The organism is Methylobacterium sp. Leaf91, from assembly GCF_001422815.1.
Taxonomy (GTDB): Bacteria; Pseudomonadota; Alphaproteobacteria; order Rhizobiales; family Beijerinckiaceae; genus Methylobacterium.
In genome coordinates this window covers 25,979-38,070 of sequence record NZ_LMMP01000034.1, presented here as the reverse complement: position 1 = coordinate 38,070, position 12,092 = coordinate 25,979, and the positions used below count along the sequence as shown (strand labels likewise).

The 12,092-nt window shown below is 64.5% G+C and carries 11 protein-coding genes; 8 read left to right on the top strand and 3 right to left on the bottom strand.

The window, feature by feature from the left end; translation table 11 throughout:
• Positions 1–317: 317 nt before the first annotated feature.
• From ASF32_RS17100 to ASF32_RS17090, 3 genes are all read left to right on the top strand, one after another.
• Positions 318–1,451 carry a trypsin-like peptidase domain-containing protein gene (locus ASF32_RS17100; protein WP_056430957.1) on the top strand — a complete coding sequence of 378 codons (1,134 nt, stop codon included), beginning with the start codon at positions 318–320 and terminating at the stop codon, positions 1,449–1,451.
• Positions 1,452–1,537: 86 nt separating this feature from the next.
• Entirely contained in the window at positions 1,538–1,795 is a 258-nt protein-coding gene (locus ASF32_RS17095; RefSeq protein ID WP_056430954.1) for a hypothetical protein, read from the top strand.
• A complete protein-coding gene (locus ASF32_RS17090; protein ID WP_056430951.1) occupies positions 1,792–2,505 on the top strand; it encodes a DnaJ domain-containing protein in 714 nt (237 codons plus the stop codon). Before ASF32_RS17095 ends, ASF32_RS17090 begins: the two co-directional genes overlap by 4 nt.
• 146 nt (positions 2,506–2,651) lie before the next feature.
• Here the strand turns inward: ASF32_RS17090 and ASF32_RS17085 are convergent, their stop codons facing one another.
• Positions 2,652–4,142, bottom strand: a complete 1,491-nt coding sequence (locus ASF32_RS17085; protein WP_056430948.1) for an SPOR domain-containing protein — start codon at positions 4,140–4,142, stop codon at positions 2,652–2,654.
• Between the two features lie 299 nt (positions 4,143–4,441).
• Here ASF32_RS17085 and ASF32_RS17080 point away from each other — a divergent pair, with 299 nt between their 5' ends.
• From ASF32_RS17080 to ASF32_RS17065, 4 genes are all read left to right on the top strand, one after another.
• The gene (locus ASF32_RS17080) at positions 4,442–4,786 is read left to right on the top strand and encodes a phasin family protein (RefSeq protein WP_056430945.1); all 345 of its coding nucleotides are present in this window, start codon (positions 4,442–4,444) and stop codon (positions 4,784–4,786) included.
• A 312-nt stretch (positions 4,787–5,098) separates the two neighbouring features.
• Positions 5,099–5,545: an ATP-dependent Clp protease adapter ClpS gene (gene clpS, locus ASF32_RS17075; protein ID WP_210348536.1), complete on the top strand. Its 447-nt coding sequence runs from the start codon at positions 5,099–5,101 to the stop codon at positions 5,543–5,545.
• Positions 5,546–5,568: 23 nt separating this feature from the next.
• Positions 5,569–8,058, top strand: a complete 2,490-nt coding sequence (gene clpA / locus ASF32_RS17070) for an ATP-dependent Clp protease ATP-binding subunit ClpA (RefSeq protein ID WP_056430942.1) — start codon at positions 5,569–5,571, stop codon at positions 8,056–8,058.
• Positions 8,059–8,394: 336 nt separating this feature from the next.
• A complete protein-coding gene (locus ASF32_RS17065; RefSeq protein ID WP_056430939.1) occupies positions 8,395–8,670 on the top strand; it encodes a hypothetical protein in 276 nt (91 codons plus the stop codon).
• Positions 8,671–8,673: 3 nt separating this feature from the next.
• Here the strand turns inward: ASF32_RS17065 and egtD are convergent, their stop codons facing one another.
• On the bottom strand, positions 8,674–9,648 hold the full coding sequence (egtD, locus tag ASF32_RS17060) for an L-histidine N(alpha)-methyltransferase (RefSeq protein ID WP_056430936.1): 975 nt from the start codon (positions 9,646–9,648) through the stop codon (positions 8,674–8,676).
• Between the two features lie 59 nt (positions 9,649–9,707).
• Positions 9,708–10,982: an ergothioneine biosynthesis protein EgtB gene (egtB, locus tag ASF32_RS17055; RefSeq protein ID WP_056431557.1), complete on the bottom strand. Its 1,275-nt coding sequence runs from the start codon at positions 10,980–10,982 to the stop codon at positions 9,708–9,710.
• Between the two features lie 194 nt (positions 10,983–11,176).
• On the opposite strand from egtB, the gene murI reads away from it, so the two are divergent.
• Positions 11,177–12,055 (top strand): glutamate racemase, encoded by an 879-nt coding sequence (gene murI, locus ASF32_RS17050; protein WP_056430933.1) that lies wholly within the window; start codon positions 11,177–11,179, stop codon positions 12,053–12,055.
• The last annotated feature ends 37 nt before the right edge of the window (positions 12,056–12,092 follow it).

Here is a 12,092-nt window from a genome sequence, read left to right as displayed (position 1 = left end):
TCTCTAGGGCAGCTTTGCGATCAATTTAGGCATTGCCATGATGAGTATGGCAGACCCAATCTTTTATCCCCTGACTTAAGCATCATGTTTTGGACACAAAGCTTGAAGCCGCTGCTCTGGGACGCCCTCTTTTTATGATGAAGAGTTGAGAGTGGCAGTGCTTGTCGTACTTGTAGCTTGAACGTTGGGGCGGAACCGTGTGCCTGCGCACCCGGATCGTGCCGCCCGTCAAAACAGTTGAACGGAGATGCGTGACCGACCAGTTAATGCGACAGACGCAGTCCAGAATTTTTCCAAAGCTGTGAAAGGGATGTGACATGTCGGACCGCTTTGGCCGCATCGCGATCACGGCGGCCCTGGTGCTCATGGCCCTCTATGTCGGGCAGCCCTATGTGGCGGCCCTCCTGTTCTCGGCCGAAACCCCGCGGGCGATCACGGCGCGGGGGGATCTGGCTCAAGCGGAAGTGTCCACCGCGACGTTGTTCGAGCGTGCGAGCCCGTCGGTCGTGCATGTCTTCGCCCAGGCCGCCGCCCAGGGGCGCTCTTTGATGAGCCCCGATGCCGAGGAGGGCGAGGGCGGCACCGGCGCGCAGACGGGTACGGGCTTCGTCTGGGATGGCGCTGGGCATGTGGTCACCAACAATCACGTGGTCGCAGCGGCTGCACAGCGGGGCGGGTCGGTGTCCGTTCGCCTTTCCTCGGGTGAAGTCCGTTCGGCGACGATCGTCGGCACTGCGCCGAGCTACGATCTCGCCGTACTTCGCCTCGGCGGCACCGGTGCCGTTCCGCCGCCCCTGGCCATCGGTACCTCGGCGGATCTGAAGGTCGGGCAATCGGCCTTCGCCATCGGGAATCCTTTCGGTCTCGATCATACCCTGACGACGGGTGTCATCAGCGCGCTTCGCCGCCGCCTCCCGACGGGGGAGGGGAGGGAGCTGTCCGGCGTCATCCAGACCGACGCCGCGATCAATCCCGGCAATTCGGGCGGGCCACTCCTCGATTCCGCCGGACGCCTCGTGGGCGTCAACACGGCGATCTACTCTCCCTCCGGTGCCAGCGCTGGCATCGGCTTCGCGATTCCCGTGGATGTCGTGAACCGGGTCGTCCCCGAACTCATCCGCAACGGACGCACCCGCAATCCGGGGATCGGCATCATTGCCGGGCAGGAGGCCACCGCCGCGCGCCTCGGGATCGATGGTGTCGTGGTCCTGCGGGTTCTGCGCGGATCGCCGGCCGCCGAAGCCGGCTTGCGTGGCGTCGACGTTCAGACCGGCACGATAGGCGACATCATCGTCGGAGCCGCCGGCCAGCCCGTGCACCGCCTGGCCGACCTCACCGCGGCAATGGAAGCGGCGGGAATCGGCAAGTCCATCGAGCTCGCTGTGGAGCGGGACGGGCGCATCCGCAAGGTGACGGTCACCACGGCGGATGTCGCAGAGACGCGGCAATAAGGCTTTCCCGGTTCGGGCTGTCACATTGGCCGTTTCCGGTGCAGTAGGGACGGAACCGCGCCGCACGAGAACACGCAAGACACGCAATGACGACGAAGGCCAGCCTGTCCCGATCCCTCGTCTGCGTCGCGCTGGCGCTCGGCACGATGCCGGCCGAAGCGAGCGACAGGGCGCGGCGCTTATGCCCCGGCGTCGCTCCCGAGGGAGTTCGCCCGCCGTCTCGTGAGCGTTGCCCGGACCGTATTACTGAGGAGACCGGCTCGCGGAGTGGTTCGCACCGGATTGGCGAGGTCCAGATCCGGATCGCCGGACGGGTCTCGCTCGATCACGACATCCGCCGATGACGATCCTCGCCGCCCTCGCGGCCCTGTTCGTCCTGTGGTGGTACGCGAAGAACGCGAAGCCCCAACTCGTTCGGCGCTTGCGGCGCCTGATCACGCCGCGTGTCGTGAGACGCAGCGGAGGCTATGTCTTGCTCGCCCTGGCAGCTGTGGCGGCAATTCGCGGACGGGTCGAACTCGCGATCCTGTTCGGGGGCATTGCGTTCTGGTTTCTCGACGGTGTCGATGCCCTCGTCGTCCGGCTGCGCGGACTGGCCGGGCGTGTTGCCGTCGCACGGCCCACGATCGTGCTGTTCGAGGTGATGCCGGACGGACGGACCGCTGACGGGATCGTTCAGATCGGTCCCTATGCTGGGCGTCGCCTGTCACAGCTTCCGGATGCGGCGCTGATGCAGATCTTCGCCGTCTGCCGCAAGGTGGATCGCATCGCCGCCCGCCGGCTACAGACGTATCTCGACGGCAGGACTGCCGCCGGGCGTGTAGACGCTGAGAGAGATGCCAACGCGCGGTCGCGCCGTCCGCCGGATCCAGGGTCGATGACGCAGGAGGAGGCTCACCAGATCCTGGGGCTTCAGAGCGGGGCGACCTTGCAGCAGATCCGCACGGCTCATCGGACGCTGATGAAACGGTGGCATCCCGACCAGGGCGGAACGGTCGAGGGGGCTTCGCGTATCAACGCGGCCCGAGACAGGCTTGTGAGCCGACATCGCTGATACTCCACGCGCGTTGCCAGAAAAATGCTCGATCAGACCCGACCGGCGAACAGCCGTCGGGGTTCGACGAAGACGCGAAGGGCGTCGTCGCCGTTGTCAGGACGGCTTCGGCCTCCTGAAGAGGGAAGCCGTCGCGTTGGTGGAGTTCAGCTTCGCGTGGCGAAGCAGTTGAAGCCGTTGCGCTTCAGGGTCGAGCAGGCATCCTGGGCGGCTTCCTGTTCGCTGAAGCCGGAGAACCGGGCTCGGTAAAGGGTGGCGCCGCCGTGATCGACCCGCACGGTGTAAGGTGACGCCTTGGAGAGCGCGCTGCCGGCCCGGCTGCGAGCCTCGGAAAGCATCGATTTGGCCTTGTCTTCGTCGTCCATGGCGCCGAGCTGGATCACCCAGGCGGTGGGCGTGACGCGGCTCGTGGATGCTGCCTTCGGTGCGGGGTCGGACCGGGCGCCGTCGACCGATGCGAGGCGGGCGTCGGACTTGCCGCTGGGCGAGGGTTTGGCTCCCGGGAACGCGGCGGGTGCGCTGCTCGGGGCATAGGCCTGAGCCGAGGCCGGGAGGGCGCCGCTCCGCCACTTGGCGCCGGCGCTTCCGGGCGTGGTTGTCTGGCGCGGGCTGATGTCGAGGGGCTGGGTCGAAGCGGTGGTCTCGACCTCCACGTCCTCGTCATCGGCCGAGGCGACCTGCGTGCGGGTCCGCGACGTGGCGTCCGCGACCACGGCGGGACGGCCCCGCTCGGCGACTTCCGTCACGGCCGGCGTCTGCCGGTTGCCGGCATAGGCCCGGGGCAGGTTCGCCCGGACGAGATCGGCCATGATCCGGTCGCGGCTGGCGCCCGACTTTCCGCCGAGCACGATCGCAACGATCTGGCGGTCGTCGGACTTGGCGGCGGTCATCAGGTTGAAGCCCGAATCGCGGGTGTAGCCGGTCTTGATGCCATCGACGCCCTCGACATTGCCGAGTAGGCGGTTGTGGTTGCCGATGACCCGGCCGCGGAAGGCGAAGGAGCGGGTCTGGAAATATTTGTAGTAGCGCGGAAACCGGTCCTGGATCGCGCGGGCGAGGATGGTCAGATCGCGCGCCGTGGTGATCTGGTCCGCATCGGGCAGGCCCGAGGCATTGGCGTAGTTGGTCCTGGTCATGCCCAGGGCCTGCGCCTTGCGGGTCATCATCTCGGCGAATTTCGGCTCGGAGCCGGCGATGTTCTCGCCGATGGCGCAAGCCACGTCGTTGGCGGATTTCGTGACGATGGCCTTGATCGCGTCCTCGACCTCGATCGTCGAGCCAGGCCGGAGCCCGAGCTTGGACGGGGATTGTGAGGCTGCGAAGGCGGAGATGGTCAGCGGCGAATCGAGATTGAAGCGGCCGCGCTCGAGCTGCTCGAACAGCATGTAGAGCGTCATCACCTTGGTGATCGATGCGGGATGCCGGAGGGAATCCTCGTTGACCGCATGCAGGGTGCGGCCGGTCTTCACGTCGATCACCATGGCGGCGTAGGGTGGGTTGTAGCCCCCGCCGCCGCCCCGGTGATGGTGCCCGCGACGCGCGTCGGCGGGCGAGGCGATGGCCGTGAGAACGGCTGCGGCCGCAATGAGGGCCGGCAGTCCATGGGTCGTCCGGGAGCGACTCGGAACGCTACGCATCGCGACGGGGTGTCCTCGACAACCGATCGTGAGATCGGCTTGCACTGCATCATCACTGCAAAGCCGGCGAACGTGCCGCCGTGACCTCGCAACATCTGTCAATCAGGCTAGGTCGACGCGGTTACGGCCCGGTTAATGCCTGGCGATTGATTTGACCGTTTTTGCTGCGATGCAACATGATCTTGACGTTCCATGTTGCATCGCACATAGAGACGGCATTGGTCGCTTCCGCGGGTCGGGGAACCGGCCTTGTCGACATCCGGCCCTAGAGGAATGCCCGAAAGGGTATCTCGCATCCCATGACCAGTCAGCTTTTCGACAAGATCCCCGCTTTCGACAAATCCGGCATCGACTCGGTGATGAAGAACGTCTCGCTGGTGGCGCGGACGAACCAGACCGTCGGAACCGAGATGGCGGATTACACCAAGCAGTCGTTCGAGCATGGCACCGCCACCATGAAGAAGCTGGCCGAGGCAAAGACCCCTCAGAGCGCCATGGAAATCCAGGCCGAGTTCATGAAGGCGTCCTACGAGCGCATGGTCGCTCAAGCGAAGCTGGTCGGCGGCCTGTATGCCGAGCTCGCCAAGGAAATCGGCAAGCCGCTCGAGGGCCTGACGAAGATCAAGCTTCCCGCCACCAACTGAGCTCCCCCGGCGCCAGCGCCCGAGAGACCGAAAAAGCTATTCCGAAGGGCGATCGAGCGACGGCTCGGTCGCCCCTTTTTGTGCGCCACGGCACCTTCCGGCGCCGGGCCCGGGCGATGTCCGCCCGGCGGTAGGCATCCGTGGCGTCGAGTGACCGGACAAGTGCGCGCAGGCGACTGGCGAAGTCGGGAAACGGCCTATAGATTGGACGAGAAGCAGGTGCGCCGCGCCAGCGTGCAGTCGGGAAACCGGTCGGTTCTTACATATCCGCGTCCGGACTCCGCTGCCACAAATGGGGTCGATGCTATTCCGATGTTCGACGACCCGATGCGTTGTCTGGTCTCTTCCGTCATGGATCACGGCAGTTTCGCCGCGACCATCGGACGTGATGGCGCGAATTCTGCCGGTCCCACGGTGCCGCGCGCGGCTGATCCCCTCGGACCGGGTGGCACCGACGACGGTCGCTCGGGGACGGCGATCATCACGCGCACCAAGCCCAAGACCAAACGGCCGAGCCTGTACCGTGTCCTCCTGCTCAACGACGATTACACGCCGATGGAATTCGTCGTGCACGTGGTCGAGAAGTTCTTCAATAAATCACAGGCCGATGCCTACCAGATCATGATGCACGTGCATCAGAACGGCGTCGGCGAGTGCGGGATCTTTACGTACGAAGTGGCGGAGACCAAGGTGACGCAGGTCATGGACTTCGCGCGTAAACACCAACATCCTCTCCAGTGCGTCATGGAAAAAAAATAGGCACCCCACACGAGGACCCGCTTTTGCCCAGCTTCTCTCGCAGCCTAGAACAAGCTCTCCACCGCGCCCTGGCGCTCGCCGGCGAGCGCCGGCACGAATACGCGACGCTGGAGCACCTGCTCCTCGCCCTGGTGGACGACCAGGATGCCGCAGCCGTCATGCGCGCCTGTAACGTCGAGGTCGACACGCTGAAACGCAGCCTGGTCGAGTATGTGGATACCGAACTCGCCAACCTGATCGGGGATGGTCGGCAGGATGCCAAGCCGACGGCGGGCTTCCAGCGGGTCATCCAGCGGGCGGTCATCCATGTGCAATCATCCGGCCGGGAAGAGGTGACAGGGGCCAACGTGCTCGTGGCGATCTTCGCCGAGCGCGAAAGCCATGCCGCCTATTTCCTGCAGGAGCAGGACATGACCCGCTACGACGCGGTCAATTACATCAGCCACGGCATCGCCAAGCGCCCGGGCGCTTCGGAGGCGAAGCCGGTTCGCGGTGCGGAAGAGGAGCCCTCGTCCGAGCGCCCGAGCGGCGACGAGGCCGAGAACCGCACGAAGAAGAAGGGGGACGCGCTGGATGCCTATTGCGTCAACCTTAACAAGAAGGCCCGTGATGGTCGGATCGATCCGCTGATCGGACGTGAGAGCGAGGTCCAGCGTACCATCCAGATCCTTTGCCGCCGGCAGAAGAACAATCCTCTGCTCGTGGGCGACCCGGGCGTGGGCAAGACTGCCATCGCCGAGGGATTGGCGCGCAAGATCATCAACAAGGAAGTCCCGGAAGTTCTCATCGATGCGACGGTGTTCTCCCTCGACATGGGGACGCTGCTCGCCGGCACGCGCTATCGCGGCGACTTCGAGGAGCGCCTCAAGCAGGTGATGAAGGAAATCGAGGCGCATCCGAACGCGGTGCTGTTCATCGATGAAATCCATACGGTCATCGGCGCCGGTGCGACGTCCGGCGGCGCGATGGACGCGTCGAACCTCCTCAAGCCGGCTCTCGCCAACGGCTCGCTTCGGTGCATCGGCTCGACCACCTACAAGGAGTACCGCCAGTACTTCGAGAAGGACCGCGCCCTGGTGCGCCGGTTCCAGAAGATCGACGTGAACGAGCCATCGATCCCGGACGCTATCGAGATCGTGAAGGGGCTCAAGCCCTATTTCGAGGAGTTCCACAAACTCAAGTACACGACCGAGGCCGTGAAGGCGGCCGTGGAACTCTCGGCGCGCTACATCAACGACCGTAAGCTGCCGGACAAGGCGATCGACGTGATCGACGAGACCGGCGCCTCGCAGATGCTGGTGCCGGAAGCCCGCCGCAAGCGGACCATCGGCGTCAAGGAGATTGAGGCGACCATCGCCACGATGGCCCGCATCCCGGCAAAGACCGTCTCCAAGGACGACGCCGTGGTTCTAAAGAACCTCACCGAGAACCTGAAGCGGGTCGTCTACGGCCAGTCGAATGCCATCGAGGCGCTGACTTCGGCGATCAAGCTGGCCCGTGCCGGTCTGCGTGACCCTGACAAGCCGATCGGTTCCTACCTGTTTGCCGGCCCGACCGGCGTCGGTAAGACGGAGGCGGCCAAGCAACTGGCGTCATCGCTCGGCATCGAGATGATCCGCTTCGACATGTCGGAATATATGGAGCGTCATACGGTGAGCCGCCTGATCGGCGCACCGCCCGGCTATGTCGGCTTCGACCAGGGCGGGCTGCTCACGGACGGGATCGACCAGCATCCGCATTGCGTGCTGCTGCTGGACGAAATCGAGAAGGCTCATCCCGACCTGTTCAACATCCTGTTGCAGGTGATGGATCACGGCAAGCTCACCGATCACAACGGCAAGCAGGTCGATTTCCGCAACGTCATCATCATCATGACGACGAATGCGGGTGCGTCTGACATGGCGAAGTCCGCCTATGGCTTCACTCAGACCAAGCGCACGGGAGACGACGTGGAGGCGATCAACAAGCTCTTCGCGCCCGAATTCCGGAACCGCCTCGACTCGATCATCTCCTTCGGACATCTGCCGAAGGACGTGGTGGCCAAAGTCGTCGACAAGTTCGTGCTTCAGCTCGAGGCCCAGCTCGCCGATCGCAACGTCACGATCGAGCTGTCCGACGAAGCACGCGAGTGGCTGACCGAGAATGGCTACGACGAGGCGATGGGCGCGCGGCCAATGGCACGCCTGATCCAGACCACGATCAAGACTCCACTCGCCGACGAGGTGCTTTTCGGACGTCTCAAGGATGGCGGCGCGGTCAGGGTGGTGTTGAAGAAAGCCGAGGACGGCGAGGCGCTGGCGCAGAAAGATGCACTGGCCTTCGAGTTCCCGGCCGGCCCGGTGACGCCCAAGCCGGAAAAGGACGTCACCGACGCCGGTGGCAGCAAGCGCAAGCGTAGCCGGGCGAAGGCTGCTCCGCGGAAGAAGGACGAGGCGAAGAAGGACGACAAGGGCGGTTCCGGCGGTTCGGGCGGTGTCCGCACCGTTCCTAAGGTTCCTCTCGTTCGAGCCTGATCGCACGAGGCATCGGTCAAAAGGGGCGCGTCTTCCTCAACGGAAGATGCGCCCCTTCTGCGTTATGCCATGCACAAATGGGTCAGACCCACGGGGTTGGGTGATCGAGACTTCGTATCGTGCCACGAAAACGTCGGTCCCGTGGTCGACATGGGCATGATCGGTCGTTAGCAACCGCGTTCGAATGGGTGCATAGGCGCCCGTCCGGTCGTGAATCCTGCGAGGGGGCTCGCCGAGCGACATGACAGGTTCAGGTGTCCGGCGACGGTTCAGATCGTCGGCAGGAGCATCGAGCCTGTGATCGTCATAGCCACTCGCGACAACAGGGGAGTATCCATGAGCGATCTGCAAGAGGGCCCCCTGACGCCACTCTCCAGCCAAGGCACGCACGTCGCGGCCCGCCCGCAGAAACTGACCCGCCGAGAAGAGCGTCGACGCCGGCGCATGCGCCGTCGCCGGGGCGAGGAAATCCTGGGGTGGATCCTCGTTCCGATCATCTGCTACGGGATCTATTGGGGCATCAGTGCCGGTTTCGACGTGCTCGGCACCACTCCTGGGACCGTCTGGGACCAGCTGATGCAGGTCAAGCAGATGCTCGAGAAGAAAGCCTGATCCTCATCCGCGCGTGAGGGCATGGACCGAGAACAGGCGCTCGCCGTCGGTCCAGCTCTTGGCCACGTTCCATCCGGCTTGGCTGGCGAGGTCGCGGAAGCTGTCGACCGTGTACTTGTAGCTGTTCTCGGTATGGATCGTTTCTCCCTCCGAGAAGCTGAACCGGCGGCCCGCGAGTGATACCTGCTGGGCGCGCAGGCTGACGAGATGCATCTCGATCCGCGAAGCCTCCGGGGCGAAGTAGGCCCGGTGGGCGAAGGCTGACGGGTCGAAGTCGGCGCCGAGTTCGCGATTGATCCGATGCAGCAAGTTGATGTTGAACCGCGCCGTCACTCCCGCCGCATCGTCATAGGCCGCGTCCAGCACGGACTTGTCTTTCACGAGATCGACGCCGACGACGAGAGATGCCCCGCGACCTAGAACCCTCCCGAAATGGGCGAGGAGATGGGCCGCCTGGGGCGGCTCGAAATTTCCGATTGTCGAGCCCGGAAAGAACCCCGCCACGGCGCTATTGGAAAGCCCGTCGGGGAGAGTGAAGGGCCGGGTGAAATCCGCAGCCACCGGTTGGATCGACAGCCGAGGGAAATCGCGAGACAGAGTCTCGGCCTCGCTCCTCAGGAAGCTCTCGGAAACGTCCACCGGCACGTAGGCCGCCAGATCAGTCAGATGAACGAGAAGACGCCGAACCTTCACCGTCGAGCCGCTGCCGAATTCCACGAGGTTCGCGCGCGGGGGAAGAAGCGAGGCGATGTCCGGCCCCGATTCATCCAGAATACCGATCTCTGTTCGGGTTGGGTAATATTCCGGCTGGCGGGTGATCGCCTCGAACAAATCCGAGCCGACCTCGTCGTAGAAATACTTCGCCGGAATGAATTTCTGCGCCGCCGTGAGTCCGACCAGGACGTCATCGCGGAATTGTTCTTCCGGGCTGACGGCGGACAGGGGTGTGGCGTCCGTGAAGACGGGATTGATGGTCACGGGCAAGTCTCCGAAGGACGCCAAAGGACGCTGGGTTACGCGGGTGTGGGAAACGGTGCTCAGTCGCGATAGTTCGACAGCCGCAGTCCCGTGAATTGCCAGCGCTGGTGGGGATAGAAGAAGTTGCGATAGCCGATGCGGGCATGTCCTTCCGATGTCGCCACGGAGGAACCGCGCAGAACGAACTGGTTCGACATGAACTTGCCGTTGTATTCGCCGAGCGCACCGGAGACCGGCCTGTAGCCCGGGTAGGATAAATAGGCCGAGCGGGTCCATTGCCAGACGAGGCCGAAAGCGTCGTCGAGAAGGCCCTCCTTGGCGGCGATCTCCCATTCGAATTCGGTGGGCAGGTCGCGCCCTGCCCATCGGGCGAAGGCATCCGCCTCGAAATAGCTCACATGGGTGACAGGCAGGGCTGGGTCGATGCCTGCCTGCCCGGCAAAGGTCATGCTCGACCATTGCGCTGCATCGTTGCGCTGCCAGTAGCCAGGGGCCTCCCAGCCCTCCGCCTGCACCGCGAGCCAGCCATCCGAGAGCCAGAGTTCAGGACGCGCGTAGCCGCCATCCTCAATGAAGGCGAGCCATTGCGCATTGGTGACGAGGCCTTTGTCGATCCGGCACGGCAGGATCAGAGTCTCATGTCGCGGCGATTCGTTGTCGAACGAAAAGCCTTCGCCCTCATGCCCGATCTTCGCCACCCCACCCCGCAGTTCGGCGGCTCCGCCGCGCGATACCGGACGGGGAAATCGCCATCCGGCATCGTAGACGGGGCTCAGCGGGTTCTGCGCGAAGGCATGGAGAATGTCCGTGAGCAGCAATTCCTGGTGCTGCTGCTCATGATAGAGGCCGATTTCGAGGATCGGCAACACGGTCTCGAGGGTCGCGTCGGTGGCATCCGATAGGAGGCTTTCCACTGCCCGGTCCACATGGGCACGGTACCCGGCGACTTCGTCGGCGGTCGGGCGGGTGATAAGGCCGCGCATGATTCGCGGCTGCCGGGGGCCGGCCGCGACGTAATAGGAATTGAACAGGTAGTGCAGCCGCTCGTCATAGATGCGGTAGCCGGGGACGTGATCACGCAGGAGAAATTGCTCGAAGAACCACGTGGTATGGGCCCGATGCCATTTCGTCGGACTGGCATCCGCCATGGACTGAATCTGCTGGTCCTCCGGCGAGAGCGGCGCGGCGCGGCGCTCCGTTTCGTCGCGTACCGCGCGGAAGGCTCTGATCCAGGCTGCGCGATCCACCGGTCGCGCCGATACGTTAGGCGGCGGGAATGCTGCGCCGTCCGCCTGATGGTGCGAGGTCTCGCGAATTGCCGCTGTCGCTGCCATGTCGATCACTCCACTCGCATCCATGATGCGGAAATATGGCTCCGCTGCCATTCGGCAACGGCCCTTCGTCTGCGCCCATCGCCGCGGCGCACAAGCGCTGAAAATGCCGGGCCTTTTTCATGCCGCAGTGACACGGCCTTAACCCTGTCGCCCGACACTCTGCCATCCACGCACTGTGTCCAGGCAAGGCTCGTATGCGGATCGATCTGATGGCGGGAGCGATGACAGCGGCTCTGGTTGCCGAAATCCGGCCGACCCCGACGATCCTCGTCTTCGATTCGGGGCTCGGGGGGCTGACGGTTCTCGAACAGGTGCGGCGGGCCCGTCCCGACGCGCGTTACGTCTATGCGGCGGACGATGCGGCTTTTCCCTATGGCCGCCTCTCCGAGACCATCCTCGTCGCCCGCGTCGCGACGGTGATGGAACGACTGATCGCGCGCCACGCGCCCGACCTCATCGTCATCGCCTGCAACACCGCATCGACCCTCGTGCTTCCCGCTCTCCGGGCAGGTTTCTCCACCCCCTTCGTGGGCGTCGTGCCACCGATCAAGCCAGCGGCGGAAGCGACGCGTTCACGCAGGATCACTCTTCTGGCGACGCCGGGGACGGTTGCGCGGCCCTACACCCACGACCTGATCGAGACCTATGCGGGCGATTGCGTGGTCACGCTCGTCGGATCGCCGAATCTAGCGGCCTATGCCGAGGCCGAACTTGCGGGGCATCCTGTCGACGATGCGCTGCTCGCCACCGAAATCGCACCCTGCTTCGTCGAGGGAGAGGATGGTCGGCGCACGGATGTGGTCTGCCTCGCCTGTACCCATTATCCGCTGCTGCTCGCGCGGTTCCAGCGCCTTGCCCCATGGGAAGTGAGCTGGATCGACCCGGCGCCGGCCATCGCCCGCCGGGTGACACAGCTTCTCGGTCCATCCCGTCGTAAGCCCCTGGACGACATCCCCCCGGGACTCACGGCCTTCACCAGCGGTGCGGGCGTCACGGCTTCCCTGCGTCGCTCGCTCGACGCAAGAGGTGTCGGCGATGTCGCCGTGGAGATGATGCCGCTCGCCTTGCAATAGATGTGTTGCCGCCTCGGCATTGACCCTTGGGCATCTC